This is a genomic window from Streptomyces virginiae (assembly GCF_041432505.1).
GTDB lineage: Bacteria > Actinomycetota > Actinomycetes > Streptomycetales > Streptomycetaceae > Streptomyces > Streptomyces virginiae_A.
The window spans coordinates 7,124,426-7,148,965 of record NZ_CP107871.1 but is presented as its reverse complement, the minus strand read 5'-3'; the positions used below and the strand labels follow the sequence as shown (position 1 = coordinate 7,148,965).

23 protein-coding genes and 1 tRNA gene are annotated in these 24,540 nt (G+C 72.4%); 6 read left to right on the top strand and 18 right to left on the bottom strand.

Going from position 1 to position 24,540, the window contains the following annotated elements; all coding sequences use genetic code 11:
• Positions 1-28: 28 nt before the first annotated feature.
• Positions 29-1,777: a glycoside hydrolase family 71 protein gene (locus OG624_RS33065; RefSeq protein WP_371640148.1), complete on the bottom strand. Its 1,749-nt coding sequence runs from the start codon at positions 1,775-1,777 to the stop codon at positions 29-31.
• Between the two features lie 386 nt (positions 1,778-2,163).
• Between OG624_RS33065 and OG624_RS33060 the strand changes: the two genes are divergently transcribed.
• Together OG624_RS33060 and OG624_RS33055 are read left to right on the top strand one after the other, a co-directional pair.
• A complete protein-coding gene (locus OG624_RS33060) occupies positions 2,164-2,577 on the top strand; it encodes a hypothetical protein (protein WP_033219905.1) in 414 nt (137 codons plus the stop codon).
• Positions 2,578-2,907: 330 nt separating this feature from the next.
• Positions 2,908-3,852, top strand: coding sequence for a formylglycine-generating enzyme family protein (locus OG624_RS33055; protein ID WP_078909259.1), 945 nt, complete (start codon positions 2,908-2,910; stop codon positions 3,850-3,852).
• On the opposite strand, the gene OG624_RS33050 is transcribed toward OG624_RS33055, so the two are convergent.
• The 7 genes from OG624_RS33050 to OG624_RS33020 all read right to left on the bottom strand — a co-directional run bounded on the left by OG624_RS33050 (position 3,833) and on the right by OG624_RS33020 (position 11,431).
• The gene (locus OG624_RS33050; protein WP_051763216.1) at positions 3,833-4,609 is read right to left on the bottom strand and encodes a hypothetical protein; all 777 of its coding nucleotides are present in this window, start codon (positions 4,607-4,609) and stop codon (positions 3,833-3,835) included. The two genes, OG624_RS33055 and OG624_RS33050, sit on opposite strands and share 20 nt — an antisense overlap.
• 202 nt (positions 4,610-4,811) lie before the next feature.
• Positions 4,812-7,031, bottom strand: a complete 2,220-nt coding sequence (locus OG624_RS33045) for an NADP-dependent isocitrate dehydrogenase (RefSeq protein WP_266444720.1) — start codon at positions 7,029-7,031, stop codon at positions 4,812-4,814.
• A 223-nt stretch (positions 7,032-7,254) separates the two neighbouring features.
• Positions 7,255-7,608, bottom strand: coding sequence for a DUF805 domain-containing protein (locus OG624_RS33040; RefSeq protein ID WP_033219908.1), 354 nt, complete (start codon positions 7,606-7,608; stop codon positions 7,255-7,257).
• Positions 7,609-7,922: 314 nt separating this feature from the next.
• The gene (locus tag OG624_RS33035; RefSeq protein ID WP_371640896.1) at positions 7,923-8,738 is read right to left on the bottom strand and encodes a chitosanase; all 816 of its coding nucleotides are present in this window, start codon (positions 8,736-8,738) and stop codon (positions 7,923-7,925) included.
• Positions 8,739-8,868: 130 nt separating this feature from the next.
• On the bottom strand, positions 8,869-9,951 hold the full coding sequence (gene corA / locus OG624_RS33030; protein ID WP_033219909.1) for a magnesium/cobalt transporter CorA: 1,083 nt from the start codon (positions 9,949-9,951) through the stop codon (positions 8,869-8,871).
• Positions 9,952-10,055: 104 nt separating this feature from the next.
• Positions 10,056-10,448, bottom strand: coding sequence for a TOBE domain-containing protein (locus OG624_RS33025; RefSeq protein ID WP_371640146.1), 393 nt, complete (start codon positions 10,446-10,448; stop codon positions 10,056-10,058).
• A gap of 74 nt (positions 10,449-10,522) precedes the next feature.
• Complete coding sequence (locus OG624_RS33020; RefSeq protein WP_161290845.1) at positions 10,523-11,431, bottom strand: LysR family transcriptional regulator ArgP; 909 nt, start codon at positions 11,429-11,431, stop codon at positions 10,523-10,525.
• A gap of 69 nt (positions 11,432-11,500) precedes the next feature.
• On the opposite strand from OG624_RS33020, the gene OG624_RS33015 reads away from it, so the two are divergent.
• From OG624_RS33015 to OG624_RS33005, 3 genes are all read left to right on the top strand, one after another.
• A complete protein-coding gene (locus tag OG624_RS33015; protein ID WP_371640145.1) occupies positions 11,501-12,124 on the top strand; it encodes a LysE/ArgO family amino acid transporter in 624 nt (207 codons plus the stop codon).
• A 79-nt stretch (positions 12,125-12,203) separates the two neighbouring features.
• Entirely contained in the window at positions 12,204-13,199 is a 996-nt protein-coding gene (locus OG624_RS33010) for an NUDIX hydrolase (RefSeq protein ID WP_371640144.1), read from the top strand.
• Positions 13,200-13,255: 56 nt separating this feature from the next.
• Positions 13,256-14,446, top strand: coding sequence for an MFS transporter (locus tag OG624_RS33005; protein WP_371640143.1), 1,191 nt, complete (start codon positions 13,256-13,258; stop codon positions 14,444-14,446).
• Positions 14,447-14,648: 202 nt separating this feature from the next.
• Here the strand turns inward: OG624_RS33005 and OG624_RS33000 are convergent, their stop codons facing one another.
• Together OG624_RS33000 and OG624_RS32995 are read right to left on the bottom strand one after the other, a co-directional pair.
• A complete protein-coding gene (locus OG624_RS33000) occupies positions 14,649-16,094 on the bottom strand; it encodes a glyceraldehyde-3-phosphate dehydrogenase (protein WP_033219914.1) in 1,446 nt (481 codons plus the stop codon).
• A gap of 143 nt (positions 16,095-16,237) precedes the next feature.
• On the bottom strand, positions 16,238-17,836 hold the full coding sequence (locus OG624_RS32995) for a phospholipase D family protein (RefSeq protein WP_371588873.1): 1,599 nt from the start codon (positions 17,834-17,836) through the stop codon (positions 16,238-16,240).
• Positions 17,837-18,038: 202 nt separating this feature from the next.
• Here OG624_RS32995 and OG624_RS32990 point away from each other — a divergent pair, with 202 nt between their 5' ends.
• Positions 18,039-18,485 (top strand): DUF7144 family membrane protein, encoded by a 447-nt coding sequence (locus OG624_RS32990; RefSeq protein WP_033219916.1) that lies wholly within the window; start codon positions 18,039-18,041, stop codon positions 18,483-18,485.
• A 92-nt stretch (positions 18,486-18,577) separates the two neighbouring features.
• Here the strand turns inward: OG624_RS32990 and OG624_RS32985 are convergent, their stop codons facing one another.
• The 8 genes from OG624_RS32985 to OG624_RS32950 form a co-directional block, all read right to left on the bottom strand.
• A complete protein-coding gene (locus tag OG624_RS32985) occupies positions 18,578-19,363 on the bottom strand; it encodes a class I SAM-dependent methyltransferase (protein ID WP_266353954.1) in 786 nt (261 codons plus the stop codon).
• Between the two features lie 154 nt (positions 19,364-19,517).
• A tRNA-Pro gene (locus tag OG624_RS32980) sits at positions 19,518-19,591 on the bottom strand.
• A 408-nt stretch (positions 19,592-19,999) separates the two neighbouring features.
• Entirely contained in the window at positions 20,000-20,362 is a 363-nt protein-coding gene (locus tag OG624_RS32975) for an MmcQ/YjbR family DNA-binding protein (protein WP_033219919.1), read from the bottom strand.
• A gap of 73 nt (positions 20,363-20,435) precedes the next feature.
• Positions 20,436-21,005, bottom strand: coding sequence for a GAF domain-containing protein (locus OG624_RS32970; protein WP_266444367.1), 570 nt, complete (start codon positions 21,003-21,005; stop codon positions 20,436-20,438).
• Positions 21,002-21,667 (bottom strand): GTP-binding protein, encoded by a 666-nt coding sequence (locus OG624_RS32965; RefSeq protein WP_078909263.1) that lies wholly within the window; start codon positions 21,665-21,667, stop codon positions 21,002-21,004. Before OG624_RS32965 ends, OG624_RS32970 begins: the two co-directional genes overlap by 4 nt.
• The gene (locus tag OG624_RS32960; protein WP_051763219.1) at positions 21,645-22,058 is read right to left on the bottom strand and encodes a DUF742 domain-containing protein; all 414 of its coding nucleotides are present in this window, start codon (positions 22,056-22,058) and stop codon (positions 21,645-21,647) included. Before OG624_RS32960 ends, OG624_RS32965 begins: the two co-directional genes overlap by 23 nt.
• Entirely contained in the window at positions 22,055-22,489 is a 435-nt protein-coding gene (locus OG624_RS32955; protein ID WP_202505849.1) for a roadblock/LC7 domain-containing protein, read from the bottom strand. Before OG624_RS32955 ends, OG624_RS32960 begins: the two co-directional genes overlap by 4 nt.
• Before the next feature lie 37 nt (positions 22,490-22,526).
• Complete coding sequence (locus tag OG624_RS32950) at positions 22,527-24,395, bottom strand: ATP-binding protein (RefSeq protein ID WP_051763220.1); 1,869 nt, start codon at positions 24,393-24,395, stop codon at positions 22,527-22,529.
• Positions 24,396-24,540 lie beyond the last annotated feature (145 nt).

Below are 24,540 nucleotides of genomic sequence, written 5' to 3'. Positions count from 1 at the left end.
AGGGGGCGGCGGGCAGGGGGCGGCGGGCCTACGATTCCCGGCCGCTGGTCGCCGCGTAGTACTGGAGGTCCTGCACCTCCACCTTGTGGTCCACCCGGTACGGCAGGTCGACCTTCACCCCGCCCTTCCCGTCCCGGACGATCTGCGCCGAGCTGGTGCCGGCCTTCAGCGGCAGGAGCTGCGCGTGGATCCCCCCGGGGGCCTCGTAACTGCCCTGCGCGGCGCCGACGGTCGTACGGACCGATCCGGCCCCGGTGAGGAAGCTGAGCACCTCCACCTTGTCCCGGGGCGGGGCGCTCCCCTTGCGGAGCGACATCACCAGCGACTGGTCGCCCGTCGGGTCGGCGTCCGCGAACTGCGTGCGCGCGGAGAGGTAGAGGGTGTCGCGGACGATCTTCGGCCAGCCGCCCGTCTTGAACTTGGTGAGGTAGTAGGAGGTCAGGTCCAGGTACGCGTGGCCGTTGTGCAGGGAGGGCGCGAACTGGCTGCCCTCCGAGTAGTCGTTCCAGGTGGTGAGTTGCACCCAGTCCGCGTCGTCCTCGATGGCGCGCGTCCAGGTGGCCCGCAGGGTCGCGGTGTTGCCCGCCTCGTCGTAGATGCCCTGGTTGGGGCGCGCGTCCTGGACCGACACCGGCTGCATCCAGATCTTGCCCATGTCGTGGGCCCGCCGGACGTCGCGCGTGGAGCTCTCCTGGCCGACGTAGCTACGGCTGCCCCACTCGGAGAAGCCGTGGCTGATCGAGGCGAACTCGTCGCTGTGGGCGCCGAAGTCGAGGAAGAGCGGCACGAAGGCGGTGCGGATGCCGTGCTCGGACTTCAGGAGGGCGATGACCTCGGTCCACCAGGCGACGCTCTTCTCCTCCGCCTTGAAGGGGGAGACCACGAGGCGGCCGTCGGGGAGCCGGTGCGCGGCGGAGGCGTCGGCGAGGGTGGCGATCGCCTCGGCGAGCACGCGGGGGTCATCGGTCTTCAGGGAGGTCATGTCCGGCATCAGCATGATCTTGAAGGCCGGGTCCACCGAACGGGCCGCCGCCATCAGCAGGTTGCTGCGGTCCCAGTTCTTGCCGGAGAGGGAGAGCAGGTCGAGGGTGAAGCCGTCGATGCCGGCCGCGCGGGCCGTGCGCACCTCCTGCTGGAGGTTGGCGTACTCCCAGTCGCCGCCCTTGGGGGTCACGGGCAGCGGCCGGTCGCGCAGCAGGCCGCCGTAGCGGCCGTGCTTCCCGCTCTCACCGTCGGGGTTCAGGTAGTTACGGGTGTAGTAGTCCCGGTCGGCGGCCGCGTTGTCGAGGGAGAGCGGGTAGGGGGTGAAGTAGTGGGCGAACACCAGCTTCTTGCCCGCCCCGCCCGAGCGCAGGGCGGCCGGCGCCGGCATGTCGAAGGGCAGGGCGCCGGTGGGGCGTTCGGCCCCGGAGTCCACCGCGTTCTCGGGGTTGCCCTTGGCTGCCGCGCCCTTGGTGGGCGCCGGCGGTGCGACGGGTGACGGGGTCGCTTCGCCGGACGCGCCGGGCGAGCCGCCGGTCCCATTGGTCACCGGAAGGTCGCCGGGGGCCGCGGCCCCCTGCACGGAGGCCACGTCGCTCGGGTCCCAGGCGATTCCGGTGGCCGCGCAGACACCGACCAGGAAGAAGGCGGAGAGCAGGGTGGCGAGCAGCGGCCTGCGGCCCCGGAAGGCCGGCCGGCGCCGGTGCGAGACGGGTCCGGCCGCCCGACCCGCGCCCTCTTCCCGTCCGCCCGCACGATGCCGTGCTCGCCGGTCCGTTCGCCGGTCCGCTGTCATTCTGGCCCCTCCCGCGAATATGCCCCGACTGGGGGGCTGCACAGCAGTAGAGCCCAATCCCGGCTTCCGGACAACCGTTCCCAGGACTCGGAGTTCCGGTACGTACGTCACACGGACCACGGGAACTACGCCGCCCGTCCGGCGGCCCGTACGAAGTCCCCACCTGGGCCGCAGCGAACCGGTCCTTCGGAATGCGACATTCCCCTAGCCTTACGGCGCAAGTGGCGCATAATCGTCGTCACGCGGCTCGAAAAAACCCTCGTGCCGCACGTGGTCACGCATGCAGTGGGGGCATCGTGCCGATGGGGAAATCCGGGGCCATGGGGGAAGCCGGGTCGATGAAGGAAACAGGCTTATCCGGAACGCTACCGGCGACGTCCGCCGAAATGTCCCGGCTGCTCACCGCCGTTCGGCGGGGGCGCGTGCTGACCGTGGCGGGGGCCTTCCGCGAGCCGCGGAGCCTGCTGGTGCGGGAGATCGCACGGCGGATCTCGTCCAACTTCTACGACGGGGTGGCCGTCGTCGCCATGAACCCGCGGCACGGCGGCTACGGGGTCCGGGAGCTGACCGCCGAACTGGGCTCCGTACCCGGCATGCCCGCACCGGCCCGAGGGACGGCGAACACCGCCTCGTGGCTGGCCGAACGGGACATGCTGCTCGTCCTGGACGGCGCCGAGCAACTCGGCCCGGACGCCCTGGCCTGGCTACGTAACCTGCTGACCGTGGCACCGGGGCTGCGGATCCTGGCGGCCGGGCGGTCACCGCTGGCCTTCGAGCAGGAGCGGATCCACCAGCTCTGATCCGCCGGCCCGAACTCCCGTCACGTGCGCGGCACAGCGCCGCCATGGAGCCGCCACAGCCCTGCCACGGTGCTGCCACACCCCGCCTCTAGGGTCTGACCTGCGGGTTCGACGGTGCGCGGGTACCTCCGCGAAGCCCCGTGCGTACGTTCCCGTTCCCGCACGTACAGGAGACCTTCGTGAGGGAGCACCCCAGCACGCGCCGGAACGCGCCGTCGGTAGACGCGGCTTCCTCGCCGGCGCCGCGGCGGTGGCCGCGGCCGCCGCATCCCCGGCCGGGCACCGCCCAGGACGGTGGCCTTCCGACACGACACCCTTCAGGAGAGACCGATGCCGCCCCGCCCCTGCTGCACCCCCGGACACGAGAGCTCCGCCGAGGTCCTGGCCCTGACCCGGCGGCCGGAACCCGCACCCGTCGCGGCCGCCGCGGCGGACCCGGCGGCGGCGCGTGCCGTACGGGACCTGGTCGCCCTCGCGGGCGGCCGGTTCCTGATGGGGACCGAGGACCCGGACGGGTTCCCGGCGGACGGCGAGGGTCCGGTCCGTCAGGAGGTGGTCGGGGCCTTCCGCATCGCCCCGACCACCGTCACCAACGCGCAGTTCGCGTCCTTCGTGAAGGCCACCGGCCATGTCACGGAGGCGGAGTCCTTCGGCTTCAGCTTCGTCTTCGCCGGTTTCCTCTCCGACGCCCTCGCGGCCACCTCGCCGGCGGTGGCCGGGACCCCGTGGTGGCGGGCCGTCCCCGGGGCCGACTGGCGCCAACCGGAGGGCTCCGGCTCCTCCTTCGCCGCCCGCCAGGACCACCCCGTGGTACACGTCTCCTGGCACGACGCCCAGGCCTACTGCGCCTGGTCCGGGACCCGGCTGCCCACGGAGCCGGAGTGGGAGTTCGCGGCGCGCGGTGGGCTGGAGCAGAAGCGCTACCCGTGGGGCGACGAGCTGCGGCCCGGCGGGCGCCACATGTGCAACATCTGGAACGGTGACTTCCCCGTCCACAACACCCGAGCCGACGGGTACGCGGGCACGGCCCCGGTCAAGGCCTTCCGGCCCAACGGGTACGGCCTCCACCAGACGGTCGGCAACGTGTGGGAGTGGTCCGCCGACCGCTTCTCGCCCGGCGGCCCGGAACGGACCATGCGCGGCGGCTCCCACATGTGCCACGACTCGTACTGCAACCGCTACCGGGTCGCGGCCCGCACCCGCAACACCCCGGACAGCTCCGCCGGGAACATCGGCTTCCGGGTGGCCGCCGACATCAGCCCAACTGCCGGCTGAGCTGTCGCCACACCGGGGCCGGGCAGCGCCCCTGCGGGCGGGACTTGAGGAACATGCCGTAGTCGACCAGACGCGGCGTCCGGCCGAACTCCACCCAGTGGGCGCGCCCGGAAGCCCGGTCCCAGCCGTCGTTGGGGATCCGGATGTGGTCGGCGCGCCCGTCCTTGTCCTTCGTGGTGATCTGGGCGACCTCCGCGTGGCCGGGATGGACGGCCAGCACCACGCAGTAGTGGCGCAACTGCCGCGCCGGGTCCTCGCGCAGCGGCACCATGGCCAGCCAGATCTCCCCCGGTGCGGGCCGGTGGGTGCCGACGGCGACGCGCGGGCCACCACGGGAGGCGTCCCACCGGCGGACCGCCACGACGAAGGCGAGCGCCACCAGACCGGCGGCCATGCTCTCGGCGGTGGCCCGGACGTTCCACGCCGGATGGTCCCCGACCTGGCCCTCCGTCCACCACAGCGCCGCGGCGACGAGCGCGAGCAGGGACACCGCGCGGGCCGGGACCAGCCACCGGGCACCGGACCGGCGGCGCGAGGCGAACACGGCCAGCAGCAGGGCCACGACGGTCGGGATGGCGTAGACGATGAGGTACTGGCCGAAGCCCCGCAGCTGCTGCGGCGGTGACTGCTCGGCCAGCAGGTCCGGCAGCGCCAGGGGCACCGCCAGCAGATAGCCCACGGTGGGCAGGACGAACAGCACGAGCAGGAGCCCGGCGCATCCGGGACCGGCGCAGGACGTGTCGGAACGGCGTGCCACAGAACCCCCAGAGCGTTTTCGGTGAAGCCCCCCGGCGCACCGACCCCGAACGCTAGCGCAGGGCCCCCTCCGCGGCCAGGAGACCTCTGACGGCCCGGTCCCCGAGGGCCCCGGAGACGGCTCCGCCCCGGCCGGGCACGGGGCCGGCCGGGGCGGAGCGGATCACGTCGTCACGGACGACGCGTGGGTACGACCGTCGGCATCAGCCCAGGAGGGCGAGCGCCTCGTTGAGGGTCGCGGACGGGCGCATGATCGCCGCGGCCTTCGTGGCGTCGGGCTGGTAGTAGCCGCCGATCTCGGCCGGGGCGCCCTGCACCGCGACGAGCTCGGCGACGATGGCCTCCTCCTGGTCCGACAGCGCCTTGGCGACCGGCTCGAAGGCCTTGGCCAGCTCGGCGTCGTCGGTCTGCTTGGCCAGCTCCTGCGCCCAGTAGGTGGCGAGGTAGAAGTGGCTGCCGCGGTTGTCGATGCCGCCCAGCTTGCGGCTCGGCGACTTGTCCTCGTTGAGGAAGGTGCCGGTCGCGCGGTCCAGGGTGTCGGCCAGCACCTGGGCGCGGGCGTTGCCGGTGGTGGTCGCGAGGTGCTCGAAGCTGGCGGCCAGCGCGAAGAACTCGCCCAGGCTGTCCCAGCGCAGGTAGTTCTCCTTGACGAGCTGCTGGACGTGCTTCGGGGCGGAGCCGCCGGCGCCCGTCTCGAAGAGGCCGCCGCCGTTCATCAGCGGGACGACCGACAGCATCTTGGCGCTGGTGCCCAGCTCCAGGATGGGGAAGAGGTCGGTCAGGTAGTCACGCAGCACGTTGCCGGTCACCGAGATGGTGTCCTCGCCGCGGCGGATGCGCTCCAGGGAGAAGGCGGTGGCCTCGACCGGGGAGAGGATCTTGATGGTCAGGCCCTCGGTGTCGTGCTCGGCGAGGTACGTCTTGACCTTGGCGATCAGCTGCGCGTCGTGGGCGCGGTTCTCGTCCAGCCAGAAGACGGCCGGGACGCCGGTCGCGCGGGCGCGGGTGACGGCGAGCTTGACCCAGTCCTGGACGGGGAGGTCCTTGGTCTGGCAGGCGCGGAAGATGTCACCGGCGGCGACCTCCTGCTCCAGGACCGTGTTGCCCGCGGCGTCGACCAGGCGGACGGTGCCCGCGGTGGCGATCTCGAAGGTCTTGTCGTGGCTGCCGTACTCCTCGGCCTTCTGCGCCATGAGACCGACGTTGGGGACCGAGCCCATGGTGGACGGGTCGAAGGCGCCGTGGGTGCGGCAGTCGTCGACGACGACCTGGTAGACGCCGGCGTAGCTGCTGTCCGGAAGGACGGCGAGGGTGTCGGCCTCGGCGCCGTCCGGGCCCCACATGTGGCCGGAGGTGCGGATCATGGCCGGCATCGAGGCGTCGACGATGACGTCGGACGGCACGTGCAGGTTGGTGATGCCCTTGTCGGAGTCGACCATCGCGAGGGCCGGGCCCTCGGCGATCTCGGCGTCGATCGAGGCCTTGATCGCGTCGCCGTCGGACAGCGCGCCCAGGCCGTTCAGGATGGCGCCGAGGCCGTCGTTGGGCGACAGGCCGGCGGCGGCCAGGGTCTCGCCGTAGCGGGCGAAGGTCTTCGGGAGGAACGCGCGGACCACGTGGCCGAAGATGATCGGGTCGGAGACCTTCATCATCGTGGCCTTGAGGTGCACGGAGAACAGCACGCCCTCGGCCTTGGCACGCTCGATCTGGTCGTTCAGGAAGGTGCGCAGCGCGTCGACGTGCAGGACGGACGCGTCCACGACCTCACCGGCGAGGACCGGTACGGACTCGCGCAGCACGGTGGTGGCGCCGTCGGCGGCGACGTGCTCGATGCGCAGGGTGCCGGCCTCGGCGATGACGGTGGACTTCTCCGTGGAGCGGAAGTCGTTCTCGCCCATCGTGGCGACGTTCGTCTTCGACTCGGTGGTCCAGGCGCCCATGCGGTGCGGGTGCGTCTTGGCGTAGTTCTTGACCGAGGCGGGGGCGCGGCGGTCGGAGTTGCCCTCGCGCAGGACCGGGTTGACGGCGCTGCCCTTGACCTTGTCGTAGCGGGCGCGGATGTCGCGCTCCTCGTCGGTCTTCGGGTCGTCCGGGTAGTCCGGGAGGGCGTAGCCCTGGCCCTGGAGCTCGGCGACCGCGGCCTTGAGCTGCGGGATCGAGGCCGAGATGTTCGGAAGCTTGATGATGTTGGCTTCCGGGGTCTTCGCCAGCTCGCCGAGCTCGGCGAGGGCGTCGGCGATCCGCTGGCTCTCCTGGAGGTACTCCGGGAAGACGGCGATGATCCGACCGGCCAGGGAGATGTCACGGGTCTCGACATTCACACCGGCCGTCGACGCGTACGCCTGGATCACAGGCAGGAAGGAATACGTCGCGAGGGCCGGGGCCTCGTCAGTGTGCGTGTAGATGATGGTCGAGTCAGTCACCGGATGCTCCGCTCCACAGTCTGCGTCTCTCGTCTGCAACATTGCTCGACATCAAGATATCTCGTGATCGGGCCGGTCAGCACAGCCCCCGGCCGCCAGTCCGCGAGACGCATGTCACGCGGGCCCCGGCGGGCCCCGGAAAAGGCGAAAGCGCCGCCCCCGGCTGTTATCGGCCAGGGGCGGCGCTCAGGCGTTCAGGCCTTGATCAGGCCCGTACTGCAGATCAGGCGGCGTAGGCCTTCGGGTCCGCACCGTACTGGTTCGGCTGCTGCTGACCGGCGGTGGCCAGCAGGACGATGATCCAGATGAAGCCGACGAGCGGGACGGCACCGATGAGGATCCACCAGCCGGACTTGCCGGTGTCGTGCAGACGGCGGATGGTGACGCCCAGGTTCGGCAGGAAGACCGCGACCACGTAGATGGCGTACAGGATCGGGGAGGTGCCCAGCACGCCGTCGAGGATCGACAGGACGACCACGGCGGCCAGGTTGAAGAGGAAGAACATCCAGTACTCCTGGCGGCGCGCGCGGCCGGAGAAGACGGCGTACTTCTTCAGAACGTCAAGGTAGTGGTTCATGAGGGTCCCCCCAGAGGACGGTTGGTTCGGCCCGTCCTGGTGGAGCAAGCCGGGGCAGAACTTATGCCCCCCTTACGTCGCGGTCAAGCCACTTATGGGGAGGCCAAATCGGCTGGACCGCCCGATTTCCGGCACCGGAGTTACGACTTCGGGACACAACCGCAGCACCATGTCCCTGAACGTCCGAAACGTCCGCACAAGAGGCCCACTTGACGCCCCCGCCACTGCTCTGATCGTTACCCACATCGTTATCGCCCCGCGACACCGCGGGCCGGGACGGGGAGGAGGACCCCCGCCCCGGTCCGGGCGCACCGTCAGCCGATGTGGAAGGAGTCCCCGTAGACCTTCCAGTCGAGCGGCGTGTTGAGGTTCAGGTTGCCCTTCTTCAGGAAGACCCGCTGCGCGGTGTCGACCCGGCTGGTGTCGCTGTGCGCCTCCTCCTGCTTCATCGCCCAGACCCGGGCGACGAGGAAGGCGTTCAGGTAAGCGGTCTCGTTGCCGCCCTGGGACGGGGGCTTGGCCTTGGACAGGGCGCGCTTGCGGATGTTGCGGAAGCTCGTGGAGTCGCCGCCGTCGCCGTGCATGACGATGGCGTCGTAGTAGATGAACTGCCCCAGCACGCCGACCCCGTCGGCCTTGCCCTGGTTCACGGACGGGTTGAAGTAGACCCGGTCGCGCTCGTGGTCCTGGGCCTTCCTGAAGTCGGCGTCCTGGGCCGCCTTCGCCCAGTCCTTGGTGAAGTTCGGGTCGAGGCCGGCGTGCGAGTCGCTGCCGTCGACCTTGCGCAGGGCGGGCAGGTACTTGGCGAGGACGTTGCCCGGCTTGATCTGCGTGTAGTACTCGACGAGGTCGAGCATGTCGCCGGTGCCGGAACAGAATCCGATGATGCCGGCCGTGTAACCGCGGCCGTCGTCTATGTCCTCGATGTACTTGTACTGCGCCTTCCAGTCCAGCGAGGAGTTCTCCGCACTGGAGACGATCTTCATGGCGATCTCCTTCTTCGCCGGATCGTCGAGTCCTGCGGCCGCCACCGCGGCGGCCTCCGCCGCGGGGGCGGGGGTCGTGGTGGCATGGGCGGCGACGGGGACGGCGATCAGCGCGCTGCCGAGCAACGCACCGATCGCCAGCATCTTGCGGCGGGGGGTGAACACAAGGCCTCCATCTGGTAGTTGAGGCGTCCCAGCTTCGTTAGGAAACTTTACTACCAGAGCTGACGGCAGCTCAATACCCGGGCGCGCCCCAGGGAACGGTCGCGTCCGGTCAGAGCCAGCCGTTACGCCTGAACCCCCGGTGGATGACGAAGCAGGCGAGCGCCATGACGCCGAGGACCAGCGGATAGCCGTAGGTCCAGTGCAGTTCGGGCATGTGGTCGAAGTTCATGCCGTACACCCCGCAGACCATCGTCGGCACGGCGACGATCGCCGCCCATGCCGTGATCTTGCGCATGTCCTCGTTCTGGGCGACGGTCACCTGCGCCAAGTGGGCCTGCAGGATGGAGTCGAGGAGGTTGTCGTAGGCGCCGATCTGTTCCGTCGCCCGGGTCAGGTGGTCCGCCACGTTCCGGAAGTACGCGCGGGTCTCCGGCGGGATGACCGGTATCGGCTGCGTCGCCAACTGCTGGAGCGGGCGGCCCAGCGGCGCCACCGCCCGCCGGAGCTCCAGGAGTTCGCGCTTGAGCTGATAGATCCGCCCCGCGTCGCCGCGGCCGCCGTCCTCGCTGAACACCGCGGTCTCGACGGCGTCGATGTCGTTCTGCACCGCGTCCGTCACGGCCACGTAGTCGTCGACCACGTGGTCGGCCATGGCGTGCAGAACGGCCGCGGGACCGTTGGCCAGTTGGTCCGGGGCGGCCTCCAGCTCCTCGCGGACCGGGCCCAGCGTGCCGCGGCCGCCGTGCCGGATGGTGATGATGAAGTCCTGGCCGGTGAAGGCCATCAGCTCACCGGTCTCCACCACCTCGCTGGTCGCGGTCAGCTCCTCGTGCTCCACGTAGCGCACGGTCTTGAAGACGGAGAACAACGTGTCGTCGTAGCGCTCCACCTTGGGACGCTGGTGCGCGTTCACCGCGTCCTCGACGGCGAGGGGGTGCAGGCCGAACAGCTCGGCCAGCCCGGCCAGCTCCGACCTCGACGGTTCGTGCAGACCGATCCAGACGAAGCCGTCGCCCGTCTTGCGGACCCGGCGCAGTGCCTCCTCGACCTCGGCGCAGTCCTCCTGCCGTACGCCGTCGCGGTAGACGATGCAGTTGACCACCGCGCTGCCGAGCGGGGAGCGGGACGGATGGCTGAGGTCGACGGCCCGCCGGTAGCTGCGCCGCACGACCCGGCGCAGGTTGCTGAACATGGACAACGGCGTACTCCCCTTCGGCGGATCAGCGGCCAGTCTGCCATCGCCGCCGGAACGCCTGCGTCCGGGCTCACCGGCCCGGGAGGACCCGGCCGCCCGTATCAGACCCGATCGATGAACACGCTCGTCGACTTCACGCGCGCCGTGGCCCGCGCGCCCACCTCCAGCCCGAGCTCCTCCACCGCCTCGCGCGTCAGCAGCGAAACGATCCGGTGCGGCCCGGCCTGGATCTCCACCTGCGCGTCGACGGTACCCAGCTTCACCCCGGTGACGATGCCGGGGAAGGCGTTGCGGGCCGAGGTGTACGGGACCTCCTCGCCCTCGGCACCCTCCTGCGCGGCCTCGACGCAGAAGGCGGCGAGGTCGGGGCCGTCCACCATCCGCCGGGTGCCCTCGCGGTGGGTGGGGAAGCGTTCGGCATCCGCCCAACGCCGGGCCGTGTCGACGCTGACGCCGAGCAGCCGGGCGGCCTGGCCGATCGTGTAGGACTCCATGGTCCGCAGCTTAGGGGGTGCCCTGTCGATCAGGTCGGATCGGGCCCGCCAGGACCGGGCCTTGTCGATCCGGTTCAGGCCGGGGGGTTGCGCAGCGACTCCCGGGCCGCCGCCGCGATCACCTCCGCGACCGTCGACAGGGCGGGCGAGTCCAGCCTCCACTGCTGCCAGTACAGGGGTACGTCCATCGGCCGCAGCGGCTCCAACAGCACCAACTGTCCCGCCCGCACCAGCGGTCTCGACTGCTGCTCCGGCACCAGCCCCCACCCCAGCCCCGCGACCACAGCGTCGCGGAACCCCTCCGACGTCGGTATGTAGTGCCGTACCGGACCCGCCCCGATCGCCGGGTCCCCCGTCAGCCCGCGGACGAAGGCGTCCTGGAGGTCGTCCTTCCGGTCGAACACGATCGTCGGCGCCTCCCGCAGGTCCCGCTCCGGCTCCCCCGTCAGGTACCGGGCCGCGAACGCGGGACTCGCCACCGGCAGGTACCGGACCAGCCCCAGCATCCGTACGCTGCAGCCGGCCACCGGGTCGGGCGAGGAGGTCACCGCCGCCATCACCTGCCCCTCCCGAAGCAGCGCGGTCGTGTGCGACTCGTCCTCGCGGTGGAGTTCGAGGCAGACCGGCGGATCCTGCGGCACCCGTGCCAGCGCGGGCAGGAACCAGGTGGCGAGGGAGTCCGCGTTCACCGCGATCGGCAGCCGCACCGGGCCCATCCCGTCGGCCATCCCCAGCTCGGCACGCGCGTCGCGCTCCAGGCGGGCCAGCTGCCGGGCAAAGCGGACCACCACCTCCCCGGATTCGGTGGCCCGCACCGGCTTCGTCCGCATCAGCAGCACCCGCCCGGTCCGCTGCTCCAGCGCCTTGACCCGTTGGCTGACCGCGGAGGGGGTCACGTGCAGGGCGGCCGCCGCCGCGTCGAAGGTGCCCTCGTCCACCACGGCGAGCAGTGTGCGTACCTGGTCCAGCGGAAGCTCATCCATCACGAGCGCTAATGGTACGTAAAAATCTTTAGCTGTACTGAACCGATCTCGCTGCCTACCGTCGCTGTCATGAACTACGGCATCGTCAGCGCGGCCCTGGCCGGCTTCGGCAGCGGACTCTCCCTCATCGTCGCCATCGGCGCGCAGAACGCCTTCGTCCTTCGCCAGGGCGCGCGCCGTCACGCGGTCCTCGCCGTGGTCGCCGTCTGCGCCGTCTCCGACGCGGTCCTCATCTCCCTCGGCGTCGCCGGCGTCGGCGCCTTCGTCACCGCCTGGCCGGCCGCCCTGACGGTGGTCGCACTGGCCGGGGGCGGGTTCCTGATCTGCTACGGAGTCCTCGCCGCCCGCCGGGTGCTGCGGCCCGCCCCGGACACCGCCCTGACCGCGGAGGGCGCGACGAGCGGGTCCGCCCGCCGGGCCGTGCTGACCGCACTGGCCATGACCTGGCTCAACCCGCACGTCTACCTGGACACCGTGCTGCTCCTCGGTTCCGTCGCCGCCGACCGCGGGGACCTGCGCTGGGCCTTCGCCATCGGGGCCGTGCTGGCCAGCCTGATCTGGTTCGCCGGTCTGGGCTACGGGGCCCGGCTGCTCAGCGGTCTGCTCGCCCGTCCGGCCGCCTGGCGGGTCCTGGACGGTTTCGTCGCTGCGACCATGGTCACCATGGGCGGCCTGCTGCTGGCCCGCGCCTGAGCCGGCGCGTCGGCGCCGGGCACCCACCACGGCCGGGGCATGGTGCTCGCGCCGCCGACCCGATCCTCAGGAGCCTGCCGTGCCCGACCGTCCCTCCCCGCTCGTGGCCGCCGCCGGGGTCGTCCTGGACACGCGCGGGCGGGTCCTCGTACTGACCACTCCCGGCCGGTCGGAGCCGGAGCTTCCGGGCGGTGCGGTCGAGGGCGCCGAGACCCCGGAGGAAGGACTGGCCCGCACGCTGCGTCAGGGTCTGGGCCTCGCCCGGCGGGCCGGCCGGCTGCTGGCGGTGGACTCCCGGCCGCCCGGCCCGACCGGCCGCTCCCTGATCGTGCACGTCCATCTCGTCGGCCCGCTCCCGCCCCCGGAGGTGGCGGCGATCTCCGTCCCCGACCGGGAGGGCACCGAGGCGCGCTGGCTCCCGCCGGAGGCGGCCTGTGCACTGCTGCCCGCCCCGGTCGCACCCCGGCTGCGCGCCGCGCTGGCCGCCCTGCACGCCGGTTCCTTCGCCCACCTCGTCGACGGGGTGCCCCAGCCCGGCTCCCCCGCCGGCCTGGACCCCGCCCGGCGCATCGCCCTGGAGCACTCGGGCACCCTCGACCCGGCCGGCCACCGGGCCAGCCGCCCCAAGGCGGTGACCGCGGCGAGCGTGCTGTTCACCGGCTCCGACGGCCGGATCCTGCTGGTGCAGCCCGCGTACGGCCGGTCCGACCGCTGGAACCTGCCGGGCGGCGGCATCGACAGCGACCTCGGCGAGATCCCGCGCGCCGCCGCCCGGCGGGAGGTCCACGAGGAGTTGGGCCTGGACCTCGCCCCGGGCCGACTGCTCGCCGTGAACTGGGCCCACAAGCCCGGCCGTCCGGCCCGTATCCGCTTCCTCTACGACGGCGGTGTCCTCGACGCCTCCGTCCTCGCCCGCATCCGGCTGGACCGGACCGAGCTGCTCCAGTGGCGCACCGTCACCCCCGCGGAGCTCCCCGGCCTGGTCAAACCCGCCCTGCGCCGGCAGATCACCGCCTGTCTGACCGCCCGCGCCACGGGCGCCGGGCCGCTGGAACTCCACGCGGGCCGCCCCTGACCGACGGCCCGGTCGCCGCCGTGCCGAGCCGCGGCGGCGGGGTTACCGTCGGCGGCATGGACGGTGATCGCCGGCGGTGGCGCCAGTGCCTGCTCGGCGGGGCGGTGTTCGCCGTGTGCATGGCGGGCACCACGCTGCCCACCCCCCTGTACGGGCTCTACCAGGAGAAGTTCGGTTTCTCCGAGCTGATGGTGACCGTCGTGTACGCCGTGTACGCCTTCGGGGTGATCGGCGTACTGCTGCTGGCGGGCAACGCGTCGGACACCGTCGGCAGACGGCCCGTGCTGCTGGCCGGCCTGGCCTTCTCGGCCGCCAGCGCGGTCTGCTTCCTGTGCGCCACCGGCATGGGCTGGCTGTACGCCGGCCGGCTGCTGTCGGGGCTGTCCGCCGGACTGTTCACCGGGGCCGCCACGGCCTACGTGATGGAACTGGCCCCGAAGGGCGGCACCTCACGGGCCACCTTCGTGGCGACGGCCGCCAACATGGGCGGGCTGGGCTGCGGGCCGCTGCTCGCCGGTGTGCTCGCGCAGTACGCCGCCTGGCCGCTGTACCTGCCGTTCGTCGTGCACCTCGCGCTGGTGGCCGTCTCGGCCGCCGTCCTGGCACGGCTCCCCGAGACCGTGCGGGACCGGCAGCCGCTGAGCACCGTGCGACCGCAGCGGCCCGGCCTGCCCCCGCAGGTGCGGTCCGTGTTCGCGCCCGCGGCGATCGCCTCGTTCGTCGGCTTCGCGCTGTTCGGGGTGTTCACCTCGGTCAGCCCCGCCTTCCTCGCCGAGTCCCTGGACGTGCACAACCACGCGGTGACCGGGCTGATCGTCGCGCTGGCCTTCTTCGCCTCGACCGCCGGGCAACTGGCGGTCGGCCGGATCGGGGTGGGCCGGTCACTGCCGCTCGGCTGCGCCGGGCTGCTCGCCGGGCTGGCGCTGCTGGCGGGCGCGCTGTGGTGGGACCTGCTGGCGCTGGTGGTGGCGAGCGCCGTGGTCGGCGGGGTCGGACAGGGCCTGGCCCTCCGCGGGGCCCTGGCCGCGGTGGCCGCGGCCTCGCCGCCGGACCGCCGGGCGGCGGTGATCTCGATGCTGTTCGTGGTGGCCTACACCGGCATCTCGCTGCCCGTGATCGGGGTGGGGCTGCTGGTGGGCCCGATCGGTCTGGAGGGCGCCGGGCTGGTGTTCATCGCCTGCATGGCCGTACTGGTCGTGGCCGCGGCCGGTTACCTGCTGCGGCGACCGGCGCGGGCCCCCGCGTGAGGCACGTACCGCGCCGGCAGCGGCGGTGGACGGGGCCGTCCCCGGGGGCGAGGCCTCTCGTGGGCGTCGCGCGGACCGGGGCGGGACGCACGACAGGCGCGGGACGGCGGGCGGGGCGACCGATGCGCGTCGGCATCGGTCGCCCTCCCACCATCACCCCGCCTGTCGAAGCGGCCGGTCGGACGGCGTGCGTTCCGACGGATCAGACCGCCGGAACCGGGTAGGTCGGGTACTCGACGCCGGACACGTGCTGGACCACACGGATGACCTGGCAGGAGTAGCCGAACTCGTTGTCGTACCAGAGGTAGAGGATGGCGTTGTCGCCGTCCACCTTGGTGGCGCCCGCGTCGACGATCGAGGAGTGGCGCGAACCGACGAAGTCCATGGAGACCGCGTCGGGAGCCGTGGTGAAGTCGATCTGGCGCTTGAGCGGCGAGTGCAGCGAGACGTCGCGGAGGTAGTCGAGGACCTCGTCGCGGGTGGTCTCACGGCCCAGACGCAGGCTCAGGATGGCGATCGAGACGTCCGGCACGGGGACGCGGATCGAGCTGCCGGTGATCGGCGCCTTCAGGTCGGGCAGCGCCTTGGCGACGGCCGAGGCGGCACCGGTCTCGGTGATGACCATGTTGAGCGGCGCGGAGCGGCCACGACGGTCGGCCTTGTGGTAGTTGTCCAGCAGGTTCTGGTCGTTCGTGAACGAGTGGACGGTCTCCACGTGACCGCGCAGGACACCGTACTCGTCGTCCATGGCCTTGAGGGGCGGGACGATCGCGTTGGTGGTGCAGGAGGCGCAGGACAGGATCTGCTCGTCCGGCTTGATGGTGTCGTGGTTGACGCCGTGCACGATGTTCGGGACGTCGCCCTTGCCCGGAGCCGTCAGCACGACCTTGTCGATGCCGGGGCGCAGGTGCTTGGACAGACCCTCGCGGTCGCGCCACTTGCCCGTGTTGTCGATGAGGATGGCGTCCTTGATGCCGTACTCGGTGTAGTCCACCTCGGACGGGTCGTTCGCGTAGATCACCTTGATGGCGTTGCCGTTGGCGATGATCGTGCTGTTCGCCTCGTCGACGGTGATCGTGCCCTGGAACTGGCCGTGGATCGAGTCGCGGCGCAGCAGCGAGGCGCGCTTGACCAGGTCGGCCTCGCCGCCCCCGCGGACGACGACGGCGCGCAGGCGCAGGCCGTTGCCGGAGCCGGCCTTCTCGATCAGCAGGCGGGCGACGAGGCGGCCGATGCGGCCGAAGCCGTACAGGACGACGTCGCGGCCCTCGCCGCGCTCGAGCTTGTTGGCGCCGGTGGCACCGGCGACGGCCTCGGCGGTGAACTCGGCCACGGACAGGCCGCGGTCGTCGCTCTTGTACTCCGCGGCGAGCATGCCGATGTCGATCTGGGACGGGCCGAGATCGAGCGTGGTGAGCACCTGCAGGAACGGCAGCGTCTCGGTGACCGAGAGCTCCTCACCGGCTATCTGCCGGGCGAAGCGGTGGGTCTTGAGGATGCTGACCACCGACTTGTTCACCAGGGAGCGGCTGTGGAGCAGGATCGTGACGTCCCGCTCCCGGTGCAGCTTCCCGATGATCGGGATCATCGACTCCGCGATCTCCTCGCGGTTCTTCCAGCTGGTGAACGAGTCCTCATTGACAGTCACAGGATTATCTTTCGAGCTAGGCGGTGCTCATATGCTAACCCGCCGCCATTTTGGTCACTTAAGCGGTACCCACCGTGCCGGGAACGGGCACTATGTGACATGAGTTCGTACGTTTTTGCAATGGTTTGCCGTCGGCAGGCGTCTCAGAACCTGCGGCGGAGCCGCATGCCGAGCGGGCGGCCGTCCGGGTCCACCAGCAGGTGGTGCAGGGGTGTCGCGAGCATCCTGCGGGTCGCGGCCAGCTCCGGAGGCTCGTACCTGCGCAGCCGGCCCGGTGGCCGCGGACCGGGGCGGCCGCCCGAGTACCAGGCGTCCAGGGCCGTCGCGCTCGTCGCGAAGGCATCGAAAGCGGACACCGGGTCGCACAGCTCGTCCCCCGCCCCGGCCTCGGTGTGCTCGCGCATGAGCTCCAGCCGCAGCTCCCGGGCGAAGGCCCGTGCCCCGTCCCCCAGCCCTGCCGGATCGGCCGGCGCCCGCGGGTCCGGACACTCGTCGTACACGGCGCAGCCCAGCTCGGAATCGTGCGTCCACGAGCGGAGGTTGATGTTGTCGGAGCCGACCGAGGCCCATACGTCGTCGATCACGCACACCTTGGCGTGGACGTAGACCGGGGTTCCCGCCCGGTTCTCCAGGCCGTACACGGCGACCCGGTCGCCGCCGGCCCGGCGCAGCTCGTCCAGGGCCGTGATCCGCCCGATCAGGTTCATCGGCAAGGTGAGCGGACCGTCCTCCTCCGGGACGCTGGGGATGACGGCGATCACCCGCAGCCGCGGGTGATCGCGCAGCGCCCGGGCGAAGCGGTCCACCACCTTGGGCGACCACAGGTACTGGTCCTCCAGGTAGATCAGCGCCCGGGCCCGGCGCAGCGCCTTGGTGTACCCGCGGGCGATGCTGCGCTCGCCGTCGGGGGCGAAGGGGTAGCCGGACAGCAGCCGGTTCGGGTAGGTCCGCAGCAGTTGGACGGTGTGCGTACCGCAGACCTGCGGATCGGGTGTCTGCGCCGGCAGCGGGTCCGCACTGATGTCCTCGCGGTGCATCCGCTCCCGCAGGCGGGTGAGCGGGCTCCGGCTGAGCGGAGCCGGATCCTCCCAGCGTTCGCGGAAGACGGCCTCGACGTCGCCGACGACCGGCCCGCGCAGGGCGAGCTGGACGTCGTGCCAGGGCGGGTGCGGGCCGTAGGCGGCGGCCAGGGGCAGCGACTGACGGTCACCGCGGTGCGAGGCGTCGTCGTTGCGGTTGCGACACAGGTCGATCCCGCCGACGTAGGCCACGTCCAGCTCCGGGCGGCCGGGATGGCGCAGCACCACCAGTTTCTGGTGGTGGGAGCCGCCCGGCCGGACGCGCATGTCGAGCAGGCATTCCCCGCCGGCCCGGGCGAGCTCCTTGCCGAGGTGGAGGTTCTCTTCTTGGCTGAAGTGAAGACCGTCCAGATGGGAACGCCACAGCAGGCCCTTGACGACGACGCCGCGCTCGGCCGCCCGACACAGGACCGAGCCGATCTCGGTGCCGGGTCCGTCGAGCCGCTCGTCGGGGTCGCCGCGCCAGTCGGTGAACAGCAACAGGTCGCCCGGGCCCATCGCGCGGACGGCTTCCAGGAGCTCCGCGAAGTACACGGCTCCGTGGACCAGGGGGCGTACGTGGTTCCCCCGGGACCAGGCCGCCCCGTCCGGGCGGCGCCGGTCCAGGCGCGTCGCCGGGTTGCCCCGTTCACCGGGTCCCAGCAGCCAGTCGGCACGGGTCATCGCTCCGGCCCTCCGATCGCGCTGGAGTACCGCAGTTCCAGGCTAGCCGCGCTCCCGGGGCATGGCCCCTCGGCGGCGGCCCCTCGGCGCACAGGGTCGGCCGGGCGGCTCCACGTGCCGACGGAGGGTGACCGTGCCACGCTGAATCGGGGGAACGCCGAATCCGGTGCGCCGGAGCGGCTCTGCCACCGAGGAGACCGACATGGCCAGTGACGCCAGCAGACCCCGGACCAGCTCGTCGCCGCCCAGCGCCTGGCATGCGCCCACATCGGGTACGACCATCGCCGCGGGCGCCCTGATGGTCTTCGCGGGCGCCATGGCGATCCTCGAGGGGATCGCGGCCCTCGCCAGGGACGACCTGTTCGTCGTGACGCGGCACTACGTGTTCGAGTTCAGCCTGACGGGCTGGGGCTGGGTCCATCTGATCGTGGGCATCGCCCTCGTCCTCTCCGGCTGCGCGGTGTTCACCGGAGCCCTGTGGGCGCGCTTCCTGGGCGTGACCATCGCCGGCCTCGGCGCCATCGCCAACTTCCTGTGGCTCCCGTACTACCCGTGGTGGTCCGTGATCCTGATCGCCGTCAACCTGTTCGTCGTCTGGGCGCTGTGCGCGGGCATGCAACGGGAGGCCGACGCGGGCACGACCGTCTGACCCGGGTCGTCACGACCCGGGTCGCGGAGCGTCCCCGTCGGGGCGCACCATGTCGAGGGGCCGCTTCGGATCGCTGCGGAGCGGCCCCTCGGTCACGCCGCGCGCCGGCCCCGTGCGGCCCAGGCCCGCGCACGCAGCGGGATCGAGCCGTCCGCGGCCCGGGGCAGCGCCGACCGCAACCGCTCGCGCAGCTCCGCGCGACGCCCCTCGGGCAGGGAGGCCACGTAGGCGGGCGCCGGCCCCTGCCCTCCCAGGAACGGCTGCCAGTAGTCGTCGAAGCCCGAGAACCGGGTGGGCACGACGATCGCGTCCACCTCCACGTCCTCCAGCCCCGCCCCGACCAGCAGCCCCCGCAGCGGCGCCCGCCCGCACAGCGGGAACCTGACGGCCTCGTCCAGGTCCCGGGCGGCCGGGTCCAGGGCGGACGCTGCGTCCCAGAAGGCACGGATGGCCTCCATGCCGCCCTCCTCGAAGTCCCAGAGGTACGCCGCGACCAGGCCCCCGGGCCGGACCGCACGGGCCATCTCGGCCGCCGCCCGGGGTGCGTCCGGTACGAAGTTCAGCACGAGCCCGCTGACGGCGACGGATGCCGTGGCGTCGGCGAAGGGCAGGTTCACGGCGTCGGCCAGGACGAACCGCGCCCGCGCGTCGGTGATGTTCCTCCGCGCGTACCGCACGTAGCCGGCGGACGGATCGATGCCGACGACGCTCTCCGGTTCGGCCAGATCCAGCACGGCCCGTGTCACCGCACCCGTGCCGCACCCGATGTCGCGCCAGCTGCCCCCGGGAGCCGCATCCAAGAGGCGGACGAAGCGGCGTGCCACCACGCGGCTCCAGCGCCCCACATACGGTTCGTACGCCTCGCCGGTCACCCACATCGGCCCGTACCTCTCCGGAAGACGTGGCCCCGGGGCCATCCTGCCGCGCCGGCGTGGCGGCCGCACGGACACACGACTCCCCCGCGCCCCGAAACGCACGAAAGGCCGCGCTCCCATGGATGAGAGAACGACCTCCGACGTGCGTGAAGCACAGTCGGGACGACAGGATTTGAACCTGCGACCCCTTGACCCCCAGTCAAGTGCGCTACCAAGCTGCGCCACGTCCCGATGCGCGCTGACCTGGGCTTTCCCCTGGTTGAACGCGCAGGAGAACGATACCGCACTTCATGGGGTGGTCGCGCGCACCTTTCCGCTTCCGGCTCTGCGTCGACCATGTCCACCGGCGCCCGACCGCGACCGCGTCGCGGCCTTCAGGAGGCGCCGGCCCAGGTTCTGGAAGGGCCGGCGGCGAAGACCGCCCACGCGGCCAGGTAGGCGAAGGACCACGCCATCCAGGACCCGCTGAAGGTCTGGGAGAGGGCCGCCCCGCGGTCGTACAGGTATCCGGTCAGGAAATCGCAGGCGATGACGAAGGCGCAGGACAGCAGGGCCTGGGCAGGGCGACGGAGAGCGCCGCACCACGCTCCTTCCTCGAACCGTGACCGATCCGGCTGCGGATCGGCCGATTCCGGCCGCTCAGCCGGCGGGGTCGGTCAGTTCCGGATGCGCGGCGATCAGGCGTTTCGGGGCCGCCTGGAGCCAGGAGTCGATCAGGATGGAGCGCAGCTCCTCCGCGTTCCGCAGCGCCGCGAGCCGCACCCGGATCCAGGCGTAGTTGTCGTCGTGTCCGGCGCGCACGAAGAACTTCTCGGGCTCCGCCGCGATCAGCTCCGCCCGCTCCTCCTTGGGGCACTTCACGCCGATCGAGGTGTCGTCGTCGGCCAGCGAGACGAAGATCTTCCCGCCCACCCGGAAGGTCGGCATGCCCCAGGCCGGCTTCTCCGTGCTGTCCGGGAGGGACAGTGCGATCAGGCGGACGTCCTGCGCGGTCGTGGCCATCCCCGAGACTCCTTCTTCAGCCACCGGTGAACCCTTGTCCGGCGACCGTAGCGCCCTCCACCGACCATCCCGCTCACCCCCGCCGCTCCTCCCCCGCGGCCTGCGCCCGGTCCTCCCGCTCGTGCACCAGCGCCACCAGCTCCGCCGCCAGCGCCTTCACCGTGGCGAGTCCCTCCGTCCCCCAGCGTCGGGGCACCACGTCCACCGCGCACACCGTGCCCAGGACGATGCCGCGCCGGTCCGTCAACGGAGCGCCCACGTACGAGCGCACCCCGCTCTCGTCGACCACCGCGTTGCCCGCGAAGCGCGCGAAGTCCCGTACGTCCTCCAGGACCAGCGCCCGCCGCCGCACCACCACGTGCGGGCAGTAGCCGTGGTCCCGGGCCAGCACCCGCGCCGGGTAGCCGCTCGCCGGGGCCTCGGCGCCATGGTGCAGCCCGGCGAAGAACTGGCGTTCCTCTCCGACGAAGTTGACCCCCGCGTACGGTGCGCCGAGCGCGTCGGCGACGCGCCGCGCGAAGGCGTCCAGCTCGGCGTCCGTGCGTTCGCCCAGACCCAGCTCGCGCAGCCGGACGGCGCGCGCGGGTGCTTCCCGGTCCACCGGCGTGAGCAGCAGATGTCCGTTCGATTCGTAGTACGTCATGGCGGTTCCCCCGACTCCGAGGACGAAGAGCTGACTGCGGACATGCACAACAGGTGGCGGACGAGGGCGGCCAGCGCCCCCGTCCCGGAGCTCGCGAGGCGCGCGTCGCACCGTACGACGGGCACCTCGGGCCCGAGCCCCACCGCCTCGCGGACCTCGTCGGGCCCGTAGCGGTGACCGCCGTCGAACTCGTTGACGGCGACGATGAAGCCGATGCCGCGCCGCTCGAAGAAGTCCACGGCGGGGAAGCAGTCGGCCAGGCGGCGGGTGTCGGCGAGCACCACCGCCCCGAGGGCGCCCGCGCACAGCTCCTCCCAGAGGAACCAGAAGCGGTGCTGTCCCGGGGTGCCGAAGAGGTAGAGCACATGGCGCTCGTCCAGGGTGATCCGGCCGAAGTCGAGCGCGACGGTCGTCGTGGTCTTCTCCTCGACGCCGTGCAGCGGATCGCAGCCGGCTCCGACCCCGCTGAGGAGTTCCTCCGTGCTCAGCGGTTCGATCTCGCTCACCGCCCCCACGAAGGTGGTCTTGCCCGCCCCGAACCCGCCCGCGACCAGGATCTTCAAGGTCGCGGGCGGAGCCCCGCCGCCGCTCCCTGCCGGGACCGTGGCCCGGTCGGGAGCGGCGGCGGGCGCGGGGGCGTCACAGTCGTCTACGTAGGCCATCGAGCACCGCCAGGAGCAGGGATCGGTCGTCGGCGGCGAACGAGCCGCCGCCCGGGAACCGCGGAGCCCGCGCCATGACGGCCCCGTGTTCCATCAGGTCGGACAGCAGCACCTTCACCACGACCGCCGGCAGCCGCAGCTGCCCGGCCACCTCGGCGACGGTGACGCCGGCGGCGCCCGCGCACATCCGTAGCGCCAGCGTGTGCTCCGCCCCGAGCGGGACGTGCGGGCGCACCCCGGTCGCGGTCACCAGCGAGAGCAGGTCGAGCGTGAAGCCCGGCCGGGTCCGCCCCCCGCTGGCGGTGTACGGGCGCATCACGCGGCCCGCCGAGTCGTCGAGCCATGGTGTGTCCCGCCCCTTCGCGTACGCCCCCGTCCCGCGGGACCTCATCGCTCCACGTCGGCGACGGGCCGCCGCGGCGAGGCCGCGAGGTACGGCCGCACGCTCTTGACCAGCATCGCCATCTCGTAGCCGAGCACCCCGGCGTCGGCCTCCCGATCGGCGAGAACGGCCAGGCAGGTGCCGGATCCGGCCGCGGAGACGAAGACGAGCGCCGTGTCGAGTTCGACCACGACCTGCCGGACCTCGGCGCCGTCCGCGAAGCGGGAGCCGGCGCTGCGGCCCAGGGAGTACAGCCCGGAGGCGAGGGCGGCCAGGTGGTCGGCGCTGTCGGCGTCCAGTCCGTGCACGCAGGTCACGAGCCCGTCGGCGGTGAGGAGTACGGCGCTTCGCGTGTACGGCACGCGCTGCACCAGGCCGCTGAGCAGCCAGTCGAGGTCGGAGAGCCGGCTGCCGGTCTTCATCGCCACTTCGCCGCCCATGGGGTGCGCTCCTTGCTGATGAGGTGAGGGGTCGGGGTCATGCCTGGTTCTCCGACTGGGCGAGGCCGAAACCTCGTTGGAAGGCGGCCATCAGGCCCGGATCGTGCACCGGCTGCTCGGGGTCCGGGGCCCGCCGGGGGGCGGGAGCCTCGCGGAGCTGGGGCGCCAGGTGCTCCTGGGCGCGCCGCCGGGGCAGCCGCGGCCGGTCGCCCGCGTCGGGTGCCGGGTCGGGCGCGGGCTCCGGTACGGGTGCGGGTGCGGGCGCCGACCAGGCCACGGCTGCGGTCGGCGGAGCCGGGGCGGGCCCGCCCCGGGGATCGGCCGCGGGCGCCGACCAGGCCATGGCCCCGGGGCCGTCCGCCTCCCCGGACCGGGGCGCGGGCAGGGGGGCGGGACGGGGCACCGGCCGCGGCTCCGGCCGGGGCCGGGGCACGGGGGTGGACGGGGAGTGCGCCGGGGAGTGCGCCGGGGACGCCGATGCGGGGGCGGGATGCGGCTCGGGGCGCGGCTCGGGGTCGTGCGGAGCGGGGTCGTGCCGGGCGGGGTCGTGCGGGGCGGCGGCCCCCGGGCCTCCGGTCGCCTGCCATCCCTCGGGCAGGGGCGTCGGCAGGGGCATCCGTACCGGCTCCAGCGGCGGCGTCGGCGCCCCCTGCCCGGTCCCCCACGAGGTGGCCCGCGAGCCCCCCGCCGCATCGGCCGCGGTGGGTGCCTCCGCGCCCAGGAGTTCCTGCGGCAGGACCAGCACGGCGAGCACACCGCCGTAGATGTTCGACTTGAGCTCGACGGCGATCCCGTGTCGGCGGGCCAGCGCCGACACCACGAACAGGCCGATCCGGCCGTCCGCCAGCAGGTGCCGGACGCTGATCTGGTCGGGGTCGGCGAGCAGGGCGTTCATCCGGTGCTGTTCCTCGGTCGGCATGCCCAGTCCCCGGTCCTCCACCTCGACGGCGATCCCGGCGGTGACCCGCTCGGCCCGCAGCACCACATCGGTGTCGGGGGCGGAGAAGACCGTGGCGTTCTCGACCAGTTCGGCCAGCAGGTGCACCACGTCCGCGACGGCGTGCCCGCGCACGCTGCCGCCGGCCGGGGGTACGACCTTGACCCGGGTGTACTGCTCGACCTCCGCGACCGAGGAGCGGAGCACCTCGCTCAGGTCGATGGGCCGGGTCCACTGGCGCCGGGACGCGGCGCCGCCCAGTACGGCGAGGTTCTCGGCGTGGCGGCGGATCCGGGTGGCGAGGTGATCGACGTGGAAGAGCTCCTTGAGCAGGTCCGGGTCCTCGACCGTGTCCTCCAGCTCGTCCAGCAGCGAGATCTCGCGGTGCACGAGGGACTGGAGCCGGCGCGCGAGGTTCACGAAGACCTCGACCTTGCGCTCGGTGTCGGTCGGGGCGGCGGGTCCGGCCAGTTTCAGGAGGGTCGTGTGCGCTTCTTCGCGAGCACCGCGCAGCTCCTGCGAGAGCAGCCAGAACTCGTCCATCCCGGCCGGGTCCCCGCCGGGCGGCGGCGTGCTCGGTCCACCCCGCACCGGCCGGGGCGGGGTCTCGCCCCGTTCCAGCCGGTCGGCGGCCGTGCGCAGCTCGCCCCGGCCGCGCACGCTGGAGCGGCGCAGCGCCTCGCACCGGTCCCGTACGGCCTTGCCGGCGCGCTGGGCCCCGAGCAGGGCCGCGGCGAGGGCGCCCACCACGAGGAGGGCGCAGCCGGTGAGTACGGGCCACAGTCGGGCGTCGCGGTCGCCGGCTCCCCCGCCGAGCTGGAGGGTGAAGATCACCGCGGCGGCCCCGCTGAGCGCGGCGGCGAGCGTGGGCAGGACGGCGGCGCGCACCAACAGGGGGCGTATCTGCCGGCTGGGACCGGTGACGGCGTGTCTCGACGGTGCGTGGCGGGCGGCGCGAAGTCCGGACATCTGCGTCCTCGGTACGTGGGGCCCGGCCCCCAGCGTTCCCGGGGCCCGGTGTTGATCACCGAATACCCACGCTAGACCCCATCGCAGCACCCCGGACGGCCAGTTGGCCAAGTTCGCGGGGGTGCTTCCCGCTCCCGGTGGAGCG